Annotated in this window: 17 protein-coding genes; 8 read left to right on the top strand and 9 right to left on the bottom strand. The window is 70.9% G+C overall.

Annotated elements, in window-relative coordinates; genetic code table 11:
• Positions 1-4 precede the first annotated feature (4 nt).
• Positions 5-676: a response regulator gene (locus ACFXOA_RS03520; RefSeq protein ID WP_385021813.1), complete on the top strand. Its 672-nt coding sequence runs from the start codon at positions 5-7 to the stop codon at positions 674-676.
• Positions 677-746: 70 nt separating this feature from the next.
• Here ACFXOA_RS03520 and ACFXOA_RS03515 read toward each other — a convergent pair whose 3' ends face one another.
• From ACFXOA_RS03515 to metH, 3 genes are all read right to left on the bottom strand, one after another.
• Complete coding sequence (locus ACFXOA_RS03515; RefSeq protein WP_385021810.1) at positions 747-2,339, bottom strand: ABC transporter substrate-binding protein; 1,593 nt, start codon at positions 2,337-2,339, stop codon at positions 747-749.
• A 355-nt stretch (positions 2,340-2,694) separates the two neighbouring features.
• Positions 2,695-3,393 (bottom strand): HAD family hydrolase, encoded by a 699-nt coding sequence (locus ACFXOA_RS03510; RefSeq protein WP_385021807.1) that lies wholly within the window; start codon positions 3,391-3,393, stop codon positions 2,695-2,697.
• A gap of 137 nt (positions 3,394-3,530) precedes the next feature.
• Positions 3,531-7,043 (bottom strand): methionine synthase, encoded by a 3,513-nt coding sequence (gene metH, locus ACFXOA_RS03505; protein WP_385021805.1) that lies wholly within the window; start codon positions 7,041-7,043, stop codon positions 3,531-3,533.
• A 222-nt stretch (positions 7,044-7,265) separates the two neighbouring features.
• Between metH and ACFXOA_RS03500 the strand changes: the two genes are divergently transcribed.
• The 5 genes from ACFXOA_RS03500 (at position 7,266) to ACFXOA_RS03480 (ending at position 13,080) form a co-directional block, all read left to right on the top strand.
• Entirely contained in the window at positions 7,266-8,048 is a 783-nt protein-coding gene (locus ACFXOA_RS03500; RefSeq protein WP_385022095.1) for an IclR family transcriptional regulator, read from the top strand.
• A gap of 277 nt (positions 8,049-8,325) precedes the next feature.
• Positions 8,326-9,117 carry an MIP/aquaporin family protein gene (locus ACFXOA_RS03495; protein ID WP_385021802.1) on the top strand — a complete coding sequence of 264 codons (792 nt, stop codon included), beginning with the start codon at positions 8,326-8,328 and terminating at the stop codon, positions 9,115-9,117.
• 40 nt (positions 9,118-9,157) lie between these two features.
• A complete protein-coding gene (gene glpK / locus ACFXOA_RS03490; protein WP_385021799.1) occupies positions 9,158-10,684 on the top strand; it encodes a glycerol kinase GlpK in 1,527 nt (508 codons plus the stop codon).
• Positions 10,685-10,696: 12 nt separating this feature from the next.
• Entirely contained in the window at positions 10,697-12,307 is a 1,611-nt protein-coding gene (locus tag ACFXOA_RS03485) for an FAD-dependent oxidoreductase (protein WP_385021796.1), read from the top strand.
• A gap of 101 nt (positions 12,308-12,408) precedes the next feature.
• Entirely contained in the window at positions 12,409-13,080 is a 672-nt protein-coding gene (locus ACFXOA_RS03480) for a FadR/GntR family transcriptional regulator (protein ID WP_385021793.1), read from the top strand.
• Here the strand turns inward: ACFXOA_RS03480 and ACFXOA_RS03475 are convergent.
• The gene (locus tag ACFXOA_RS03475; RefSeq protein ID WP_385021790.1) at positions 13,069-13,857 is read right to left on the bottom strand and encodes an SDR family NAD(P)-dependent oxidoreductase; all 789 of its coding nucleotides are present in this window, start codon (positions 13,855-13,857) and stop codon (positions 13,069-13,071) included. The genes ACFXOA_RS03480 and ACFXOA_RS03475 overlap by 12 nt on opposite strands.
• Positions 13,854-15,179 (bottom strand): enolase C-terminal domain-like protein, encoded by a 1,326-nt coding sequence (locus ACFXOA_RS03470; RefSeq protein WP_385021787.1) that lies wholly within the window; start codon positions 15,177-15,179, stop codon positions 13,854-13,856. Before ACFXOA_RS03470 ends, ACFXOA_RS03475 begins: the two co-directional genes overlap by 4 nt.
• Before the next feature lie 228 nt (positions 15,180-15,407).
• On the opposite strand from ACFXOA_RS03470, the gene ACFXOA_RS03465 reads away from it, so the two are divergent.
• Positions 15,408-16,433 (top strand): PAC2 family protein, encoded by a 1,026-nt coding sequence (locus ACFXOA_RS03465; RefSeq protein ID WP_385021784.1) that lies wholly within the window; start codon positions 15,408-15,410, stop codon positions 16,431-16,433.
• Between the two features lie 78 nt (positions 16,434-16,511).
• Here the strand turns inward: ACFXOA_RS03465 and mshC are convergent, their stop codons facing one another.
• The 4 genes from mshC to ACFXOA_RS03445 all read right to left on the bottom strand — a co-directional run bounded on the left by mshC (position 16,512) and on the right by ACFXOA_RS03445 (position 20,154).
• Positions 16,512-17,741, bottom strand: coding sequence for a cysteine--1-D-myo-inosityl 2-amino-2-deoxy-alpha-D-glucopyranoside ligase (gene mshC / locus ACFXOA_RS03460; RefSeq protein WP_385021781.1), 1,230 nt, complete (start codon positions 17,739-17,741; stop codon positions 16,512-16,514).
• 193 nt (positions 17,742-17,934) lie between these two features.
• Positions 17,935-18,783 carry an SCO1664 family protein gene (locus ACFXOA_RS03455; RefSeq protein WP_385021778.1) on the bottom strand — a complete coding sequence of 283 codons (849 nt, stop codon included), beginning with the start codon at positions 18,781-18,783 and terminating at the stop codon, positions 17,935-17,937.
• Complete coding sequence (locus ACFXOA_RS03450; protein ID WP_033304581.1) at positions 18,747-19,337, bottom strand: DUF3090 domain-containing protein; 591 nt, start codon at positions 19,335-19,337, stop codon at positions 18,747-18,749. The genes ACFXOA_RS03455 and ACFXOA_RS03450 overlap by 37 nt, the downstream gene beginning before the upstream one ends.
• Before the next feature lie 106 nt (positions 19,338-19,443).
• Positions 19,444-20,154: a histidine phosphatase family protein gene (locus tag ACFXOA_RS03445; RefSeq protein ID WP_385021775.1), complete on the bottom strand. Its 711-nt coding sequence runs from the start codon at positions 20,152-20,154 to the stop codon at positions 19,444-19,446.
• Positions 20,155-20,206: 52 nt separating this feature from the next.
• Here ACFXOA_RS03445 and ACFXOA_RS03440 point away from each other — a divergent pair, with 52 nt between their 5' ends.
• Entirely contained in the window at positions 20,207-21,196 is a 990-nt protein-coding gene (locus ACFXOA_RS03440; protein ID WP_385021773.1) for a magnesium and cobalt transport protein CorA, read from the top strand.
• Position 21,197 lies beyond the last annotated feature (1 nt).

Here is a 21,197-nt window from a genome sequence, read left to right as displayed (position 1 = left end):
TCACGTGGCTATCCGCGTCCTGCTCGTCGACGACCAGCCGCTGCTGCGCACCGGCTTCCGGATGATCCTGGAGGCCGAGGGCGATCTCGCGGTGGTCGGTGAGGCGGGTGACGGCCTGCAGGCCATCGATCAGGTGCGCGCTCTGCAGCCCGATGTCGTGCTCATGGACATCCGGATGCCGCGGATGGACGGGGTCGAGGCCACCCGCCAGATCACGGGCCCCGGCCGGGACGGACCGGCGAAGGTCCTGGTGCTGACGACCTTCGACCTCGACGAGTACGTCGTGGAGGCGCTGCGCGCCGGGGCCAGCGGCTTCCTGCTGAAGGACGCGCCCGCCGACGAACTGGTGCAGGCCATCCGGGTGGTGGCCGCCGGGGAGGCGATGCTCGCGCCGAGCATCACCCGCCGCCTGCTCGACAAGTACGCCGACCATCTGCCGTCCGGTGAGGACCCGGTCCCCGACGCCCTGAACACCCTCACCGAACGCGAGGTGGAGGTCCTCAAGCTGGTGGCGCGAGGACTGTCCAACGCGGAGATCGCGGCCGACCTGTTCGTGAGCGAGACGACGGTCAAGACGCATGTGGGCCACGTGCTCACGAAACTGAGCCTGCGCGACCGTGTCCAGGCGGCGGTCTACGCGTACGAGAGCGGCCTGGTGCGTCCCGGCGCCCAGTGACCCCGGAGGGACGGACCGGCGCGGTCCCGGGTGTGAGCCCGGGACCGCGCCGGTTTCGTGGCGTCACGGATCAGGAGTTGCCGCGCCCGAGCTCCCAGAGCTGGAGATCGGCCGAGGAGTTGACGGACCACTCCACCCCGGTCAGCCCGTCGCGGGAGGCGACGTACTGCTTGCCCTGCCAGACCGGGAGGACGGGGACGTCGTCGGCGACGATGTCCTGGAGCTTGTCGAAGGCCGGACCCGCGGCGCTCCGGTCGGCCTCACGCCGGGACTGCGGGATCAGGGTGTTCTCCGCCAGGGCCGACCGGTACGGCGAGTTGAGGAAGTTGTTCTCGTCGAGGAACGGTGCGGTGTAGTTGTCGGCGTCCGGGAAGTCGGGGAACCAGCCCATGCCGTAGACCGCGTAGTCACCCTTCATCTGGGCGGGGCGGTACTCGGCCCACGGGGTGCCCTTGACGTCGACCTGGAACAGGCCGGAGGCGTTGAGCTGCTTGGCCAGCATCTCGAACTCGGCCTTGGTGGCCGGGCCGTAGTGGTCGGTCGTGTAGTGCAGGGTGAACTTCACCGGGGTGCTGACACCGGCCTTGTCCAGGATCTTCGCGGCCGCGGCGGTGCTGGGCTCGCCGTAGCGGTCGTAGAACGAGGTGGTGTGGCTGGTGATGCCCGACGGGATGAGGGAGTAGAGGGGCTCGGCCGTGCTGCCGTACACCGACTTCGCGATGGCGCCGCGGTCGATGACCTGGGCGACGGCCTGGCGCACCGCCTTGTCCTTCACCGCCGGGTCCTCGGTGTTGAAGGCGAGGTAGCTGATGGCGAGGCTGGGCATCTCGGTCAGCTTGACGCCCTCCTTCGGCTTGGCCAGCATCTCCTGGGCCTGCTCGGGCGACATGGTGCGCGTCATCATGTCGATCTTCTTGTCGTCGAGCGCCTTGCCCATCGCCTTGGCGTCGGGGAAGAGATCGAGCTCGACCTTCTCGTTGCTGATCTTCAGGTCGCCCTTGTACTTCGGGTTCCTGGTGAAGACCACCTTGGTGACCTGGTCGCCCTCGACCTCGGGCTTCATGGTGTACGGCCCGGAACCGTCGACCTGGAAGCCCTTGCGTGCGGACTTCGCCGGGTACTTGTCCTTCTGGACGATGCCGGCGGACGGCGTGGCGAGCTTGTAGGGGAAGGTCGCGTCCGGGGTCTTCAGGTGGAAGACGATCTCCTTCTCCCCCTTGGTCTCCATCGTGTCGATGTTGGCCAGCAGGCCGATCGGACCGCTCTCGTCCTTGATGTCGAGGACGCGCTGGATGGAGTACTTCACGTCCTCCGGGGTGACCGGGGTGCCGTCCGCGAAGGTGAGTCCGTCACGCAGCGTGCAGCGGTAGCTCTCGTTCTCGGTGTCGGTGAAGGCGCAGCTCTTGGCGGCCTCGGGGGCCGGCGCTCCGCCGCCGCGCGGTATGTGGGTCAGGGTCTGCACCGTCTGCCGCAGGACGTTCCACACGCCCGCCTCGTAGCCGACGGCGGGGTCGAGCGGGGCCGGGGCGTCCTTCGAGGCGATGAACTGGTCCGTCGTGCCGACGACGATGGCATCGCCCCCGTCGTCCGACCCGCCACAGGCGGCGAGCACGGGCGCGAGCAGGCCCACTACGGCCGGCAGCACCAGCGTCTTGCGGTTCATCTGGACGTTCTCCCTCGGTACGGCATGCGAGCAGACCGAGATTAATCGCCGCTGCGGGAGGGCTCGAACGGGCCGGAACCGGCGCGTATCCACTGGGTGATCATCGATAACCGGTTGTCCATGCAATGCACAGGAATGTTTCGTACATCACCTCTCCAAAGCGGACGTAAGGCCGACCGGATCGGGCATTCCGACCGGCGCGCCGGGCTCGGTGACGTCACATCGAGTGACGAAAGTCACTGATCGGGAATGCCGGACACATTGACATGGACCTGATTTTTGAGCCGGAAGCCGGAGGGCGGGAGGCGGAGGCGAGGAGCGGGGCGGCGCCGTGGGCTCCCCGCTCCCGCGCCCGTCAGTCCTCCGCGACGAGTCCCCGCAGGAACGCGAGGTCCACGTGTTCCAGCGACGGCACCACCACTCGGCCCGGCGCCGCGGCGATCGGCGCCACGGACGGCACGGCCACGACCCGGCAGCCCGCCGCCTCGGCCGCGGCGACCCCGGTCGCCGTGTCCTCGACGACCGCGCAGCGCCACGGATCCGCCCCGAAGCCCGCGGCGGCGGCGAGATAGGGCTCGGGATGCGGCTTGGTGCGGGTGACCTCGTCGCCCGCGACCGTGAGCGCGAAGTGGTGGCGGCCGACCGAGTCGAGCACCCGCTCGATGATGCGCCGGTGCGAGGCGGAGACGAGGGCGGTGGGCACCTGGTGCGCGGAGAGTTCGGCCAGCAGTCGGGAGGCACCCGGCATCAGCGGCACTCCGCGCCCGATCCGCTTCTCGAAGCGGTCGTTCAGCAGGACGGTGAGCTCCTCGATGGCGATGCCGGCGCCGGTGACCTCGATGAGGTATCCGGCGCTGCGCGTCATCGGCCCGCCGACGACCACGTCGCGCCATGCCTCGTCGAGCCGGTGGCCCAGGTCGGCGAAGACCTCGACCTCCACGTCCCACCAGAAGCCCTCGGTGTCGACCAGTGTGCCGTCCATGTCGAGCAGCACCGCTTGGAGCGCCGACCCTTCGGTCGTGCGGGTCAGGGACGCGGGGACCGTACTGGTCATCCGGCACACCTCCATGAGGGACGAGAAGGCCGGCCGCCTTCCCGGTGGGAACGGCGACCGGCCTGCACTGGACCGACCAGTCTACGACGGTGCCCGCCCGGTGCGCAGCGTGGCGTCACCACGCGTCGAGCGGTTCTCTACCGTGCGTTGAAGTACTTCGCCTCGGGGTGGTGGATGACGATGGCGTCGGTGGACTGCTCCGGGTGCAGCTGGAACTCCTCGGAGAGCTTCACGCCGATCCGCTCGGGCTCCAGGAGCTCGGAGATCTTGGCCCGGTCCTCGAGGTCGGGGCATGCCCCGTAGCCCAGGGAGAAGCGCGCCCCGCGGTACTTCAGGGCGAACATGTCCTCGACGTCGGACGGGTCCTCGCCCGCGAAGCCGAGCTCGCCGCGGACCCGGGCGTGCCAGTACTCCGCGAGCGCCTCGGCCAGCTGCACGGAGAGGCCGTGCAGCTCCAGGTAGTCGCGGTAGGAGTTCGCCTCGAACAGTTCCGCGGTGGCTCCGCCGATCCTGGAGCCGACCGTGACGACCTGGAGCCCGATCACGTCCGTCTCCCCGGACTCCTCGGGCCGGAAGAAGTCGGCGAGGCACAGGCGCCGGCCGCGGCGCTGTCGCGGGAAGGTGAAGCGGGTCCGCTCGGAACCGTCCTCGTGCAGCAGGATCAGGTCGTCGCCCTTGGAGACGCAGGGGAAGTAGCCGTAGACGACCGCGGCCTCCAGCAGGTTCTCGGTGTGGAGCTTGTCCAGCCACCCTCGCAGGCGGGGCCGCCCCTCCCGTTCCACGAGCTCCTCGTACGAGGGGCCGTCGCCGGCGCGGGCCTGCTTGAGACCCCACTGGCCCTTGAAGAGTGCGCCCTCGTCCAGCCAGGAGGCGTACTCCTTGAGCTGGATCCCCTTGACGACCCTGGTGCCCCAGAAGGGCGGTTCGGGGACCGGGTTGGTGACGGAGACGTCGGAGCGCACACCTTCCTCGGGCTCGGTCACCTCGGTCACCGCGGTGTCCCGCTTGGGCACCCGGCGCTGCTTCAGTTCGGGGAGGGACGCCCCGGGCACCCCGCGCTTGACCGCGATCAGGGCGTCCATGAGGCGCAGGCCCTCGAACGCGTCACGGGCGTAGCGGACCTCGCCCTCGTAGAGCTCGTGCAGGTCCTGCTCGACGTAGGCCCTGGTGAGGGCGGCGCCGCCGAGGATGACCGGGTACTCGGCCGCCAGCTTGCGCTGGTTCAGCTCCTCGAGGTTCTCCTTCATGATCACGGTGGACTTCACCAGGAGCCCGGACATCCCGATGACGTCGGCGCGGTGCTCCTCGGCGGCTTCCAGGATCGCGGAGACCGGCTGCTTGATGCCCAGGTTGACGACGTTGAAGCCGTTGTTGGACAGGATGATGTCGACGAGGTTCTTGCCGATGTCGTGGACGTCTCCGCGCACGGTGGCCAGGACGATGGTGCCCTTGCCGTCGTCGTCGGTCTTCTCCATGTGCGGCTCGAGGTAGGCCACCGCGCTCTTCATGACCTCGGCGGACTGGAGCACGAAGGGCAGCTGCATCTGGCCGGAGCCGAAGAGCTCGCCGACGACCTTCATCCCCTCGAGGAGGGTGTTGTTGACGATGTCGAGGGCGGGGGTGGTCTCCAGCGCCTCGTCTAGGTCGGCCTCCAGGCCGTTCTTCTCGCCGTCGATGATGCGGCGCTGGAGCCGTTCGTCCAGCGGCAGCGCGAGGAGCTCCTCGGCCTTGCCCTGCTTCATCGACTTCATGTTGACGCCCTCGAAGAGCTCCATGAGGCGCTGCAGGGGGTCGTAGCCCTCTTCGCGGCGGTCGTGGATCAGGTCGAGGGCGACCTTGACCTGCTCCTCCTCGAGCCGGGCGATCGGCAGGATCTTGGAGGCGTGCACGATGGCCGAGTCGAGGCCGGCCTTCACGCACTCGTCCAGGAAGACCGAGTTCAGGACGACTCGGGCTGCCGGGTTGAGACCGAAGGAGATGTTGGAGAGGCCGAGCGTGGTCTGGACGTCGGGGTGGCGCTTCTTCAGCTCGCGGATGGCCCCGATCGTGGCGATCCCGTCCTTGCGGGACTCCTCCTGCCCGGTGCAGATCGTGAAGGTCAGGCAGTCGATGAGGATGTCCGCCTCGCGGATGCCCCAGTTGGTGGTGAGGTCCTCGATGAGCCGCTCGGCGATGGCGACCTTGTGCTCGACGGTGCGGGCCTGGCCCTCCTCGTCGATGGTCAGCGCGATCAGCGCGGCGCCGTGCTCGGCGGCGAGGCCGGAGACCTGGGCGAAGCGGGATTCGGGGCCGTCCCCGTCCTCGTAGTTGACGGAGTTCAGCACGGCACGGCCGCCGAGCTTCTCCAGTCCGGCGCGCAGGACGGGCACCTCGGTGGAGTCGAGGACGATCGGCAGGGTGGAGGCGGTGGCGAAGCGGCCGGCCAGCTCCTCCATGTCGGCGACGCCGTCGCGGCCCACGTAGTCGACGCAGAGGTCGAGCATGTGCGCGCCCTCGCGGATCTGGTCGCGGGCCATCTCCACGCAGTCGTCCCAGCGGGCGTCGAGCATGGCCTCGCGGAACTTCTTGGATCCGTTGGCGTTCGTGCGCTCGCCGATCGCAAGGTACGAGGTGTCCTGGCGGAAGGGGATGCTCTGGTAGAGCGAGGCGGCGCCCGGTTCGGGCCGCGGGGAGCGGGCGGTGAGCTCGGCGCCGCGGACCCGCTCGACGAGCTGCCTCAGGTGTTCGGGCGTCGTGCCGCAGCAGCCGCCGACCAGGGAGAGGCCGTACTCCCGGACGAAGGTCTCCTGGGCGTCGGCCAGCCCTTCCGCGTCGAGCGGGAAGTGGGCGCCGTCCTTGGTGAGGACGGGCAGCCCGGCGTTGGGCATGCAGAGCAGCGGGATGCGCGAGTGGCGGGTGAGGTAGCGCAGGTGCTCGCTCATCTCCGCGGGGCCGGTCGAGCAGTTCAGGCCGATCATGTCGACGCCGAGCGGTTCGAGAGCGGTCAGCGCGGCGCCGATCTCGGAGCCGAGCAGCATGGTGCCGGTGGTCTCGAAGGCCAGCGAGCAGAGCACCAGGAGGTCGCTGCCGAGCGCGTCCAGCGCCCGCCGGGCGCCGAGCACCGCGGCCTTGGTCTGCAGGAGGTCCTGGGTGGTCTCGATGATCAGCGCGTCGGCGCCTCCGGCGATCAGGCCTTCGGCGTTCTGCTGGAACCCGTCGCGCAGGACCGTGTAGGGGGCGTGGCCGAGCGTCGGCAGCTTGGTGCCGGGGCCGATGGAGCCGAGCACCCACCGCTGCTGACCGGTGGACTCGGTGAAGCGGTCGGCGACCTCGCGTGCGATCGCGGCGCCGGCCTGCGAGAGCTCGTGGATCCTGCCGGGGATGTCGTACTCGCCCAGGGCGGAGGCGTTGGCTCCGAACGTGTTCGTCTCGACGCAGTCCACACCGACCGCGAAGTACTCCTCGTGCACCGAGCGGACGATGTCGGGCCGGGTGACGTTGAGGATCTCGTTGCAGCCCTCGAGGTTCTCGAAGTCCTCGAGCGTGGGGTCCTGGGCCTGGAGCATGGTGCCCATCGCACCGTCGGCCACCACCACCCGGGTGGCGAGCGCCTCACGGAGCGCGGCGGCCCGGTTCCGGCTGTCAGCTGTGGGGGTCGGCGACGAGGCCATGGAATGTTCTCCCTGGGATGCGACGGCTGTCGGCTTCGCCCCCTTCAGCGGATGGGGGCACGCGGCCAGCGTAGCCGGGAGCCGCCCGGGCCGGTCGACGCGTCCCACGGGGCGGACTGCATGCTGTGCGGTGAACGGGCCGGCTCACGGCGTGACGCATATTGTGCGCGCCACCGGACAGGGGTCGACATCGACCGATAGTGTTCAGCATTGTCGAACCGAGTGGAGGAGTACGGCGCGATGGCGAAGAACATCCAGTCGCTCGAGCGGGCAGCGGCCATGCTGCGCCTGCTGGCGGGCGGCGAGCGCCGGCTCGGGCTGTCGGACATCGCGTCGTCACTGGGCCTGGCCAAGGGCACGGCGCACGGCATCCTGCGCACGCTCCAGCTGGAGGGCTTCGTCGAGCAGGACGGCACGTCCGGCCGCTACCAGCTGGGGGCGGAGCTGCTGCGACTGGGCAACAGCTATCTCGACGTGCACGAACTGCGGGCCCGCGCACTCGTCTGGACCGACGACCTGGCCCGGTCCAGCGGCGAGAGCGTCCACCTCGGCGTCCTGCACCAGCACGGCGTGCTCATCGTCCACCACGTCTTCCGCCCGGACGACAGCCGGCAGGTGCTGGAGGTCGGCGCGATGCAGCCGCTGCACTCCACCGCACTGGGCAAGGTGCTCTCCGCCTACGACCCGGTCGCGCACAGCGAGGCCACCGAGGCGGAACGGCGGTCCTTCACGCCGCGGACCGTCACCGGCGACGCCGAGTTCGAGTCGCAGCTGGACCTGGTCCGGGCCCAGGGCTGGGCGTCGGACCTCGAGGAGACCTGGGAGGGCGTCGCCGCCGTGGCGGCCCCGATCCACGACCGGCGCCGGATGCCGGTCGGCGCCGTGGCGGTGACGGGCGCCGTGGAGCGCGTGTTCCCCGGCGGGGTACTGCGCCCCGAACTGGTCGCGGCCGTACGGGACTGCGCCCGCGCCGTGTCGCGGGATCTGGGCGCCGGGCGCTTCTGATCCGGCCACCGGCCCGGCGGCCCGGGAGCCGATAACGATCGAGTCCCCCGTCACACACCCCTTGACGCACTCACGTTCGGGGAGAAGCATGACCGTTCACCGGTCGGCATTGTCGAACACCTAACGGCAATACGCGTTAGGGTGTGACAGTGCCGAGGGCCGGTCAAGCCCTACAGGTGGGGTACCTGCTCTCCCAGAGGTACCCATCTGGGGGCGCGATCCACCGGAGGGACCCGGTGTTTCGCCTTCCCCTGGACGAAGGACAAAGGAGTCGCGGGTGTCCAGCTCCGACATCTTCATCGGCGAGACCATCGGTACCGCCGTACTCATACTGCTCGGCGGCGGCGTCTGCGCCGCCGTCACGCTCAAGCGCTCCAAGGCGCAGAACGCCGGCTGGCTCGCCATCACCTTCGGGTGGGGCTTCGCCGTGCTGACCGGCGCGTACATCGCCTCCGGTGTGTCAGGCGCCCACCTCAACCCGGCGGTCACGATCGGCCTGGCGATCCAGGGCGGCACCGCCTGGAGCGACGTGCCCCTGTACCTCGCCTCCGAACTGCTCGGGGCGATGATCGGCGCGGTGCTCGTCTGGGCCGTCTACTACGGGCAGTTCCACGCGCACCTCACCGATCCCGAGATCGTGAAGGACCTGCCGCCCGAGGAGGGCCTGGTGGACCGGTCGGCCGCTCCGAAGGCCGGCCCGGTGCTGGGGATCTTCACCACCGGCCCGGAGATCCGGAACGCGGTGCAGAACGTGGTCACGGAGGTCATCGCGACCTTCGTACTGGTCCTGGCGATCCTGACCCAGGGCCTCAACGACGAGGGCAACGGCCTCGGCGCGCTGGGAGCCCTGATCACAGCCCTGGTGGTCGTCGGGATCGGCCTCTCGCTCGGCGGCCCGACCGGCTACGCGATCAACCCGGTCCGTGACCTCGGCCCGCGCATCGTGCACGCGTTGCTGCCGTTGCCGAACAAGGGCGGGTCGGACTGGGGCTATGCCTGGGTACCGGTGGTAGGACCGCTCATCGGGGCGGCACTGGCCGGCGGACTCTACAACCTCGCCTTCGCCTGAGACGCACCTCACCCCACCACACGGACTCCGGGAGCCAACCGTGACCGACGCACACACCACCGGCCCGTTCATCGCGGCCATCGACCAGGGCACCACCTCCAGCCGCTGCATCGTCTTCGACAAGGACGGCCGGATCGTCTCGGTCGACCAGAAGGAGCACGAGCAGATCTTCCCCAAGCCGGGCTGGGTCGAGCACGACGCCAAGGAGATCTGGGAGAACGTCCAGGAGGTCGTCGCCGGAGCGGTCGTCAAGGCCGGCATCACCGCCGCGGACGTCAAGGCGATCGGCATCACCAACCAGCGTGAGACCACGCTGCTCTGGGACAGGAACACCGGCGAACCGGTGCACAACGCCCTCGTCTGGCAGGACACCCGCACCGACGCCCTGTGCAAGGAGCTCGGCCGCAACGTCGGCCAGGACCGCTTCCGCCGGGAGACCGGACTCCCCCTCGCGTCGTACTTCGCCGGCCCCAAGGTCCGCTGGCTGCTGGACAACGTGGAGGGCCTGCGCGAGCGTGCCGAACGGGGGGACATCCTCTTCGGCACCATGGACTCCTGGGTCATCTGGAACCTGACCGGCGGAACCGAGGGCGGAGTCCACGTCACGGACGTCACCAACGCCTCGCGCACCCTCCTGATGAACCTGCACACCATGCAGTGGGACGACAAGATCCTCAGCTCCATGGGCATCCCCGCCGCCGTGCTCCCCGAGATCCGTTCCTCCGCCGAGGTCTACGGCACCGCCAAGGACGGCGTGCTCGCCGGTGTCCCGGTGGCCTCCGCGCTCGGCGACCAGCAGGCGGCGCTGTTCGGGCAGACCTGCTTCGCCCAGGGTGAGGCCAAGTCCACGTACGGCACCGGCACCTTCATGCTGATCAACACCGGCGAGACCCCGGTCAACTCCTACAACGGGCTGCTGACGACCGTCGGCTACCGGATCGGCGACCAGAAGGCGGTGTACGCCCTGGAGGGCTCCATCGCCGTCACCGGCTCGCTCGTCCAGTGGATGCGCGACCAGATGGGCCTGATCAAGTCCGCGGCGGAGATCGAGACGCTCGCCTCCTCGGTGGAGGACAACGGCGGCGCCTACTTCGTGCCCGCATTCTCCGGACTGTTCGCCCCCTACTGGCGCCCCGACGCCCGCGGGGTGATCGCCGGCCTGACCCGGTACGTGACCAAGGCGCACATCGCCCGGGCCGTGCTCGAGGCCACCGCCTGGCAGACCCGTGAGATCAGCGACGCCATGACCAAGGACTCCGGCGTCGAACTGACCGCGCTCAAGGTCGACGGCGGCATGACCTCCAACAACCTGCTGATGCAGACGCTCTCCGACTTCCTGGACGCGCCCGTGGTGCGCCCCATGGTCGCCGAGACCACCTGCCTCGGCGCCGCCTACGCCGCCGGCCTCGCCGTCGGCTTCTGGCCGGACACCGACGCGCTGCGCGCCAACTGGCGCCGCGCCGCCGAGTGGACACCCCGCATGGACGCGGCCACCCGTGACCGCGAGTACAAGAGCTGGCTCAAGGCCGTCGAACGGACCATGGGCTGGATCGACGACGAGAGCTGAGGAGCAATCGACATGACCACCCTGCAGAGCGTCCCCTCCCTCGGGACGCATCCGGCCTCCGGCTCCCCGCGGAGCCGCGCCGAGACCCGGGAACGGCTTTCGAAGGCGACGTACGACCTCCTGGTGATCGGCGGCGGCATCCTGGGCATCTCCACCGCCTGGCATGCCGCGCAGTCCGGGCTGCGGGTGGCCCTGGTGGACGCCGGTGACTTCGCCGGCGCCACCTCCTCCGCCTCGTCCAAGCTGCTCCACGGCGGCCTGCGGTACCTCCAGACCGGCGCGGTGAAGCTGGTCGCCGAGAACCACTTCGAGCGGCGCGCGGTCTCCCGGCAGGTGGCCCCGCACCTCGCCAACCCGCTCACGTTCTACCTGCCCGTCTACAAGGGCGGCCCGCACGGCGCGGCCAAGCTCGGCGCCGGGGTCTTCGCCTATTCCGCGCTGTCCGCCTTCGGTGACGGCGTGGGACATGTGATCAGCCCGTCCAGGGCCGCCCGGGACGTGCCGGAGCTGCGTACGGACGGCCTCAGGGCCGTCGCGGTCTACGGCGACGACCAGATGAACGACGCGCGCATGGCGCTGATGACCGTCCGCGCCGCCGTCGACGCCGGCGCGGACGTCCTCAACCACGCAGCGGTGACCGGGCTGCGGTTCACCCGGGGCCGGGTCACCGGCGCCGAACTGAAGGACCGCCAGGACGGCACGGAGTTCGGCGTGGACGCCCGCCTCGTCCTGAACGCCACCGGACCGTGGGTCGACCACCTGCGGAAGATGGAGGACCCCGCCGCGGCGCCCTCCATACGCCTGTCCAAGGGCGCGCACCTCGTGCTGCGGCGCACCCGCCCGTGGAGGGCGGCTCTGGCGACGCCGATCGACAAGTACCGGATCACGTTCGCCCTGCCCTGGGAGGACATGCTGCTGCTCGGCACCACCGACGAGGAGTACGAGGGCGATCCGGCCGACGTCGCCGTCACGGAGAAGGACACGGCCCAGATCCTGGACGAGGCTGCGTTCTCGGTCAGGGACCAGCAGCTCTCCCGCGACCTGATCACCTACTCCTTCGCGGGCCTGCGGGTGCTGCCCGGCGGCCCGGGCGACACCTCGAAGGCCAAGCGGGAGACGGTCGTCACCGAAGGGCGCGGCGGCATGCTGTCGGTCGCCGGCGGCAAGTGGACGACGTTCCGTCACATCGGCAGGACCGTGATGAACAAGCTCGCCGAGCTGCCCGGCCGCCCGCTCGCCGAGGACATGGAGCCGATGGCCAGGCTGCCCCGGAAGGTGCCGCTCCCCGGCATCGCCAACCCGGACGCGGTGGCGCACCGGCTGCTCGCCGAGGGCGGCACCCCGGGGCCGCGGATGCCCGCGGACACGGCCCGCCACCTCGCCACGCACTACGGCTCGCTGTCCTTCGACATCGCGCGGCTGGCGGCGGAGGACCCGGCTCTGGCCGGGCGCATCCATCCCGACGCCCCGGAGATCTGGGCCCAGGTGGCCTACGCACGGGACCGCGAATGGGCCGCGACGGCGGACGACGTGCTGCGCCGCCGGACCACGCTGACGATCCGGGGCCTGGCCACGGACGGGATCCGGGCCGGGGTCGAGAGCATGCTGGCCGAGGGCCGCTGAACCTGGGCCGGGGCCGTCACCAGGGGCGGTGTGCGCGTGGGCACCGCCCCTGACCGCATAATGAGGCGATACATCGGATGTCTTGTGTGCGAGGAGCCCCCATGGCCGTCACCGACGAAGCGATCGAGAGAATCAAGGGAATGATCGTCTCGGGTGCCCTGGCCCCCGGGGACCGTCTCCCGAAGGAGAGCGAACTCGCGGCGGAGCTCGGGCTGTCACGCAACTCCCTGCGTGAGGCGGTGCGCGCGCTGTCGCTGATCCGGATCCTCGACGTCCGCCAGGGCGACGGCACCTACGTCACCAGTCTGGACCCCCAACTCCTGCTGGAGGCGCTGAGCTTCGTGGTGGACTTCCACCGCGACGACACGGTGCTGGAGTTCTTCGCGGTCCGCAGGATCCTGGAGCCCGCGGCGACCGCCATGGCGGCGCTGCGCATCGAGGAGGAGCAACTGGACGCGCTCGGAGCCCAGCTGGACGCCCTGGGCACCGACCCCTCGGTGGAGGACCTGGTCGCCGCCGACCTGGAGTTCCACCGGGGGATCGTCCGGGGCTCGGGCAACTCGGTCCTCTGCTCGCTGCTCGACGGGCTCTCCGGCCCGACCACCCGGGCCAGGGTGTGGCGGGGGCTGACGCAGGAGAACGCGGTCAGCCGCACGCTGTACGAGCACCGGGCCATCCTGGCCGCGCTGCGGGACCGGGACGCCGAGGCGGCCCGGTCCTGGGCGACCGTCCATGTCGCGAGCATCGAGCAGTGGCTGCGCTCAACCCTGTGAGGGGCCCACGGGCCGCAGGCGCAGCCCCTGCATCCCCCCGTCGACGGCGAGCGCGGTGCCCGTGACGGAGGCGGCGGCCGGGCTCGCGAGGTAGACCACCGCGGCGGCAACCTCGTCGGCGGTCACCAGCCGCCCCAGCGGCTGCCGGGCGGCCAGCGCCGCCCGCTCCGCCACCGGGTCCTCGGCCTGCCCGAGCAGCCGGCCGATCCAGGGGGTGTCGGCGGTTCCGGGGTTGACGCAGTTGACCCGGATTCCCTCCCGCACGTGGTCCGCGGCCATGGCGAGGGTGAGGGAGAGCACCGCACCCTTGCTCGCGCTGTACAGCGCGCGCTGCGGCAGACCCGCGGTGGCCGCTATGGAACAGGTGTGGGTGATCGAGACGGAGCCCGGCCGCCCGGCGACCGCCCGCCGGAGGTGGGGCAGGGCATGGCGCGCGGCACGGACCATGCCGAGCACGTTGACGTCCAGCACGCGCGTCCACTCCGCGTCGGTGTTGTCCTCGACCGTGCCGATCGCCCCGGTTCCGGCGTTGGAGACCAGGGTGTGCAGACCGCCGAGCTCGGCGGCGGCCCGGTCGACCGCGTTCCGTACGGCCTCGTCGTCCGTGACGTCGGCCTCGATGCCCAGCGTGCCCTCGGGCGCGCCCCTCGGATCGAGGTCGAGTACGGCCACCCGGGCGCCCCGGGCGAGGAGCGCCCTCGCGACGGCGGCTCCGATGCCGGACGCGCCGCCCGTCACCAGTGCGGACAGCCCGTCGAAATCCTGCGTACCGGTCATCGGTCGGTCTCCTCCGGGTGGTGGCGGGCCTGCCAGACGGGGCCCTGCGGATAGCGGTGTGCGGCGACGGACGCCGGCAGCATGCGGGCCGAGAAGCCGGGCGCACGCGGTGCTGCGTAGCGGCCGTCCTCGACGACGGCCGGGTCGGCGAAGTGCTCGTGGAGGTGGTCGACGTACTCGATCACCCGGTTCTCCAGACTGCCGGAGACCGCGACGTAGTCGAACATCGAGAGGTGCTGCACGAGTTCGCACAGTCCGACGCCTCCGGCGTGCGGGCAGACCGGGACCCCGTACTTCGCGGCGAGCAGCAGGATCGCGATGTTCTCGTTGACCCCGGCGACCCGTGCGGCGTCGATCTGCACGAAGTCCACGGCCCGCGCCTGCAGCAGCTGCTTGAACACGATCCGGTTGGCGACGTGTTCACCGGTGGCGACCTTGACGGGCTGTCCGGCGCGCACGGCGGCGTGGCCGAGGATGTCGTCGGGGCTGGTGGGCTCCTCGATCCAGTAAGGGTCGTACGGGGCGAGGGCCTTCATCCGGTCCACGGCCTCGGCCACGTCCCAGCGCTGGTTGGCGTCGAGGGCGATCCGTACGTCCGGGCCGACCGCCTGGCGTGCCAGGGCGAGTCTGCGGGCGTCCTCGCCGGGATCGGCTCCGACCTTCAGCTTGATCTGGGTGAATCCCTCGGCGACGGCTTCCTTGGACAGCCGTACGAGCTTGTCGTCGTCGTAGCCGAGCCAGCCCGGTGTCGTCGTGTACGCCGGGAACCCCTCGGCGAGCAGGCGCTCGGTGCGCTCCGCCCGCCCCGGCTCCGCCGCGCGCAGGATCGCGAGGGCCTCCTGCGGGGTGAGGGCGTCCGTGAGGTGGCGGAAGTCCACGAGGGAGACGAGTTCCTCCGGTGTCATCTCCGCGAGGAATCGCCAGACGGGCTTGCCCGCGAGCTTCGCCGCGAGGTCCCAGGCCGCGTTGACGACCGCCCCCGCGGCCATGTGCATCACGCCCTTCTCCGGGCCCAGCCAGCGCAGCTGCGAGTCGTGTGTGAGGGTGCGGTGGAGGTCCGCGAGGTCCGCCGCGGTGCGCGGGACGGGACGGTTCACCACGAAGGGCCGGAGCGCCTCGATGGCCACGGCCATGACATCGTTGCCGCGGCCGATGGTGAAGCAGAGGCCATGGCCCTCTGCACCGGCTCCGCCCCGGGTGCGCAGGACGACGTAGGCGGCGGAGTAGTCGGGGTCGGGGTTCATCGCGTCCGAGCCGTCCAGCTGCTCCGAGGTGGGGAACCGGATGTCCTCGACCTCGAATTCGGTGACGGTCGGATTCATGTGCGCCCCCAGGGAATAACATCGGATCTCTCGCGGTCATCCGATGTATAACTCCAACAGCACCCCCCGGTCCAGGGCCGGAAGGGAAGTTGATCGGTTTCGACCGGAACAGCTCGGATGAATCACGGCGTGCACGGTTCGGTCCCCGCACGCAAACGGACTGCGTCGGAGCAGGGGGGAAGCCGTAAGGTTGGTCCGTACGCAAGGGAACTTCGGAAGGAGGCCTGGGTGATCGAGCTCGAGGGAGTACCCGAGCTGATCGACCCGGTCATGGTGGCCGCGTTCGAGGGCTGGAACGATGCCGGCGACGCCGCCTCCACAGCGGTCGCGCATCTGGACCGGGAATGGAAGGGCGAGGTCTTCGCGGCGCTCGACGCCGAGGACTACTACGACTTCCAGGTCAACAGGCCGACGGTGTGGATGGACGGCGGGACCCGCAAGATCACCTGGCCCACCACGCGTCTGTCCGTGATCAGGGTCGGCGGCGACAAGCCCCGCGACCTGGTGCTGATCCGCGGCATCGAACCCTCCATGCGCTGGCGTTCGTACTGCAACGAGATCCTCGGCTTCGCCCATGAGCTGGGCGTGGAGATGATCGTCATCCTGGGAGCGCTGCTCGGCGACACCCCGCACACCCGACCGGTGCCGGTCAGCGGGGTCACCTCGGATCCGGATCTCGCCAGGACCATGGACCTGGAGGAGACCCGGTACGAGGGCCCGACCGGCATCGTGGGCATCCTGCAGGAAGCCTGCACCCATGCCGGAGTGCCCGCGGTCAGCCTCTGGGCGGCGGTGCCGCACTACGTGTCCCAGCCGCCCAACCCGAAGGCGACGCTGGCACTGCTGAACCGTCTCGAGGACCTTCTCGGCCTGCGCATCCCGCTGGGCGAGCTGCCCGAGGACGCGCGCGCCTGGCAGGTCGGCGTCGACCAGCTGGCCGCCGAGGACAGCGAGGTCGCCGAGTACGTGCAGACGCTGGAGGAGGCCCGGGACACCGCCGAGCTGCCCGAGGCGTCAGGGGAGGCGATCGCCCGGGAGTTCGAGCGCTATCTGCGGCGCAGGGATGTAGGCGGTCCGGGGGGGCACGCGACCGAGAGCGGGGACGCGCCGTACCTGCGGGACACGTCCGGGGGCCGTACCAGGCCGCCGAAGCCGCAGCGGCCGGAGAAGGGCCGGGCCAAGGAGGAGGACGGGGAGCAGCAGCCCCCCGAGGATCCGTCCGCCGGCCCGGACGAGGATCCGTCGGACGGCTGACGCACACCGGGCGCGGACGGCCCCGGACCGGCGATCCTTCGCCGGTCCGGGGCCGTCCGCGTCGTTGGTCCGTCGGGGCTACAGAGCCACGCCCAGCAGGGCGTCCACGGTGCGCGACACGAGTCCGGGCGCGCCCTCGTCCGTGCCGCCGTCCGCGCTCTGCAGCGCGGCCCACCGGTCGACCGCGGCGAGCGCGGCCGGGCTGTCCAGGTCGTCCGCCAGCGCCTCACGCACCTGCTCGACCAGTTCGTCCGCGGGAGGACCGTCGGGCCGGGAGACGGCGGCCCGCCACCGGGCGAGGCGCTCCACGGCGTCCGCGAGGACCTGGTCGGTCCACTCCCAGTCGGAACGGTAGTGGTTCGCGAGCAGGGCGAGCCTGATGGCCGCCGGGTCCACGGCGGCCCGGCGCAGTGCCGACACGAAGACCAGGTTGCCCTTGGACTTGGACATCTTCTCGCCGTCGAGCGCGACCATGCCGGCGTGCACATATGCCTGGGCGAAGGGGTGCTCGCCGGTGAGCGCCTGCGCGTGGGAGGCGCCCATCTCGTGATGGGGGAAGGCGAGGTCGGAGCCGCCGCCCTGGACGTCGAAGCCCATGCCCAGGTGGTCGAGGGCGATGGCGACGCACTCGATGTGCCAGCCCGGTCGGCCCGCGCCGAGGGTGCCGCCGTCCCAGCTCGGCTCGCCCTCGCGGGCGGACATCCAGAGCATCGGGTCCAGCGGGTTCTTCTTGCCGGGGCGCTCGGGGTCGCCGCCGCGTTCGGCGGAGAGCAGCCTCATGGCGTCGGCGTCGAGTCCGGAGACCTCACCGAAGTGCGGATCGCAGTCGACGGAGAAGTACACGTCCCCGTCGAGTTCGTAGGCGGCGCCCGCGTCACGGAGACGTTCGACGAGCGGGACGATGCCCGGTATCGCCTCCACGGCACCGATGTAGTGCTTCGGGGGAAGCATCCGCAGGGCGGTCATGTCCTCCCGGAAGAGTGCCGTCTCACGCTCGGCGAGCGCGGTCCAGTCCTCGCCGTCGCGCACGGCCCGCTCCAGCAGAGGGTCATCCACGTCGGTCACGTTCTGGACGTAGTGAACCTGCCGCTTGGTGTCGAGCCACACGCGCTGAACGAGGTCGAACGCGTTGTAGGTCGCCGCATGACCCATGTGGGTCGCGTCGTACGGCGTGATGCCGCAGACGTAGATGCGGGCGACGGGACCGGGGTCAAGGGTGATCCGTCCGCCGGTCGCGGTGTCGTGGATCCGAAGGTCGCGGCCCTTGCCAGGCAGGGCGGGGACCTCAGAAGCGGGCCAGGCATGCATGTCACGAGCGTAACCGGACGATGCTTCCGGATACGAACCGGATGGCGGATCGTGGCCTGAGAGGCACTCTTGCGCGCGGGCCGACTCCGTGCGGCGCCTCACCCGCGCGGGCGGATTCCGCGCCGAGCCCCGTCCGGCGGATCAGCCGGCCCCGGACGGAGACCGTGCCCCCCGGCCGGGCGTCCGGGCTCCCTCACACCGGGGGCCAGGGGATCGGCGGCCACTCACCGCCCGGCTGCGGATGCCGCCCGGACTTCCGCAGGACCTCCACGCGTTCGCGCAGGGCGTCGAGCTCCGCAGCCGTGATCAGTTCGCCCAGGCGGGACGCGAGCGCCGCTCCCGGGCCGAGACCGGCGAGGAGGGCGTCGAGCACCGCGGTGGCCTCCGCGGTGAGCGGCTCCCCCGCCCAGCCCCAGAGCAGCGTCCGCAGCTTGTCGTCCGCGTTGAAGGTCACACCGTGGTCGATGCCGTAGAGCCGTCCGTCCGGTGCGGGCAGCAGGTGACCGCCCTTGCGGTCACCGTTGTTGATCACGGCGTCGAGGACCGCGAGCCTGCGCAGCCGGGGATCGTCGGCGTGCACCAGCAGGGCCGTGCGGCCCTCCCCCACCTCCGCGAGGCCGATCGCCTTCCAGCCCTCACCCGGCTCCTCGGCCTCGACGAGCCCCAGCAGCGGCCCCAGTCCGTCGGAGTCCTCCTCGGTGGGTTCCGCCTCGATCCACAGCTGGCACATGCCCTGGCCGTAGGGCCCTTCCCGGAGCACGGTGGGGGGCACGAGCCCCCAGCCGGTGGCCTCGGAGACCTCGTACGCCGCGACCTCGCGCTGTGCGAGTGTGCCGTCGGGGAAGTCCCACAGGGGCTGCTCACCCGCGACCGGCTTGTAGACGCAGGCGCGCTCCTCGCCCTCGTACGCGACCGTGCAGTACAGCACCGCGTTGGAGGCACCGCGGACGCGGCCGAGGACGGTCAGTTCGCCCTCGGCCAGCAGGGTGCGCAGCCCGGCCTCCGTCAGGCCCCGCGACGGTATCCGTTCTGGCGCGGGCATACGTGTCCTTCCGGGTCGAGGGGGAGGCTGCACAGCGGGCACGGCGGGCGGCCCGCGTTGACGACGTCGAGGGCGCGCTTGGCGAAGGCGCGGGCCTGGGCGCCGCTGAGCCGGACGCGCAGCATCGGCGGGCCGTTCTCCTCGTCCTGCAGAAGCCTTTCCTCGGCCTCCGCGAGGTCGTCCTCGGAGTCGGCGTCCAGTTCGACGAGCGCCTGCGCCTCGACGATCATGCGCTGCTCCTCGCCGTCCCAGGCGAGGGCCATCGTGCCGACCCTGAACTCCTCCTCGACGGGGGCGTCGAGCGGCGCGGTGTCGGTGACGTCCATGGGGGCGACGGCGGGCACCGGTGAGTTGCCGCCGGTCCGCCTGACGACCTCGTCGAGGAGCTCGTCGATCCGTTCGGCCAGCGCGGCGACCTGGGTCTTCTCCAGGGCCACGCTGGTGACACGTCCGCGCGAGGACGCCTGGAGGAAAAACGTACGGCGGCCAGGCAGCCCGACCGTGCCGGCCACGAAGCGGTCCGGCGGGTCGTAGAGGAACACCTGACGGGACACGTCCTGTCTCCCTTGAGAGAAGTGTGGGCGGATGGGGCGGGCCCGGGGGCACCACGGGGTGTCCCGCGGGGCCTCTACGGCGCGTCCACCCTACTGCGCCGAGCGATCACGGTGCCCCAGCGCCGCCCCCCACGGCCGCGTCCGTCGTCGGGGGCGCCGCCGCGTCCGCCCCGGCGGGCCGCTCGCGCGGCGCCAGGGAGGCGAGGTCACCGGTGTCACCGAGCCGGAGGAGGAAGGGGCGCAGCGCCGTGTAGCGGATGGCGGTGACCGAGCACGGGTCCGCCTGGACGCGCTGGAAGAGGTCGAGGTGCATACCGAGGGCGTCGGCGACGATCGCCTTGATGATGTCGCCGTGGGAGCACATGACGTACGCGGCGTCGTCGCCGTGTTCCGCCGCGATCCTGTCGTTCCACTCCCGTACCGCCTCGACGGCCCGTGCCTGCATGGCGCGCATGGACTCCCCGCCGGGGAACGCCGCGGCCGATGGGTGCTGCTGGACGACCTTCATGAGCGGCTCGTCGGAGAGCTCGGCGAGCTTGCGTCCCGACCAGTCCCCGTAGTCGCACTCGCTGATCCGGTCCTCGGTGTGCAGCGGCAGGTCGGGGCGGGCGTCCAGCAGCGGCTGCAGCGTCTCCCGGCAGCGCTGGAGCGGGCTGCTGACCGCCGCGGCGAGGGTGAGGGCGGACAGCCGTCCGGGCAGGGCGGCGGCCTGCTCGGCGCCGCGTTCGTCGAGGGAGACGCCCGGGGTCCGGCCCGCGAGCACTCCGGAGGTGTTGGCGGTCGAGCGTCCGTGGCGTACGAGGATGAGCGTGGGCATACCCGCCAGGGTAGAGGTGCGTGAGCCCTGCCCGGCGGGGAAGAATGCGCGGATGATCGTCGACTGCGGAATCTACCGGGACGGGCGCCGGACCGAAGGCCCGGCCGACCTCTCCGACGCCCTCGGTGAGGCACGGGCCGCGGGGGACGCCTTTGTCTGGATCGGCCTGCACGAGCCGACGGAGAAGGAGTTCGACCTCGTCAGCAGCGAGTTCGGACTCCACCCGCTGGCGGTGGAGGATGCCTTGCGCGCGCACCAGCGCCCGAAGCTGGAGATCTACGACGACTCCCTGTTCGTGGTCATCAAGCCGGTGGTCTACGAGCAGCGCAGCGACACCGTGAGCGCGGGGGAGCTGATGCTCTTCATAGGGGACTCCTTCGTGGTGACCGTGCGGCACGGCGAGGGCGCGCCCTTGGCGGCGGTGCGTCGACGGCTGGAGGCCGAGCCCGAAGTGCTCAGGCACGGGCCGACGTCGGTCCTCTACGCGGTGAGCGACGCGGTCGTGGACCACTACATCGAGGTGGCCGCGGAGCTCCAGATCGACCTGGAGGAGCTGGAGGCCCAGGTCTTCGCCCCGCAGGGCCGGTCCCGGGACACCAAGAACACCGCGGCCGCGATCTACACCTTCAAGCGGCAGGTGCTCGAATTCCGCCGTGCCACGAATCCGCTGGTGACGCCGATGACCCGGCTGTCCGGTGCGGGAGTGCCCTTCGTCGACACCGGATCGCAGCCGTTCTTCCGTGACGTCAACGACCATCTGACGCGGGCGGTCGAGCACGTCGAGGGGCTCGACCGGCTGCTCTCGGACATCCTGGCGGCCCACCTCGCGCAGGTGGGGGTGCGGCAGAACGACGACATGCGGAAGATCTCCGCCTGGGCGGCCATGGCCGCCGTCCCGACCATGGTGGCCGGGATCTACGGGATGAACTTCCGCCACATGCCCGAGCTGGACCTGGAGTGGACCTATCCGGCGGTGATCGTGCTGATGGGGGTGGTGGTCGCCGGGCTGTACCGGCTGTTCAAGCGCCGCGGCTGGATGTAGC

This window comes from Streptomyces sp. NPDC059166 (genome assembly GCF_042755185.1).
Lineage (GTDB): Bacteria > Actinomycetota > Actinomycetes > Streptomycetales > Streptomycetaceae > Streptomyces.
This window is presented reverse-complemented; position numbering and strand designations above follow the sequence as displayed.

What these genes read in the sequence shown, in the direction of transcription:
- ACFXOA_RS03515 (WP_385021810.1), bottom strand. Translation starts at nt 2,339, where the DNA reads ATGAACCGCAAGACGCTGGTGCTGCCGGCCGTAGTGGGCCTGCTCGCG.
- mshC (WP_385021781.1), bottom strand. Translation starts at nt 17,741, where the DNA reads ATGCATGCCTGGCCCGCTTCTGAGGTCCCCGCCCTGCCTGGCAAGGGC.
- ACFXOA_RS03470 (WP_385021787.1), bottom strand. Translation starts at nt 15,179, where the DNA reads ATGAATCCGACCGTCACCGAATTCGAGGTCGAGGACATCCGGTTCCCC.
- ACFXOA_RS03440 (WP_385021773.1), top strand. Translation starts at nt 20,207, where the DNA reads ATGATCGTCGACTGCGGAATCTACCGGGACGGGCGCCGGACCGAAGGC.
- ACFXOA_RS03445 (WP_385021775.1), bottom strand. Translation starts at nt 20,154, where the DNA reads ATGCCCACGCTCATCCTCGTACGCCACGGACGCTCGACCGCCAACACC.
- ACFXOA_RS03485 (WP_385021796.1), top strand. Translation starts at nt 10,697, where the DNA reads ATGACCACCCTGCAGAGCGTCCCCTCCCTCGGGACGCATCCGGCCTCC.
- metH (WP_385021805.1), bottom strand. Translation starts at nt 7,043, where the DNA reads ATGGCCTCGTCGCCGACCCCCACAGCTGACAGCCGGAACCGGGCCGCC.
- ACFXOA_RS03510 (WP_385021807.1), bottom strand. Translation starts at nt 3,393, where the DNA reads ATGACCAGTACGGTCCCCGCGTCCCTGACCCGCACGACCGAAGGGTCG.
- ACFXOA_RS03455 (WP_385021778.1), bottom strand. Translation starts at nt 18,783, where the DNA reads ATGCCCGCGCCAGAACGGATACCGTCGCGGGGCCTGACGGAGGCCGGG.
- ACFXOA_RS03475 (WP_385021790.1), bottom strand. Translation starts at nt 13,857, where the DNA reads ATGACCGGTACGCAGGATTTCGACGGGCTGTCCGCACTGGTGACGGGC.
- ACFXOA_RS03480 (WP_385021793.1), top strand. Translation starts at nt 12,409, where the DNA reads ATGGCCGTCACCGACGAAGCGATCGAGAGAATCAAGGGAATGATCGTC.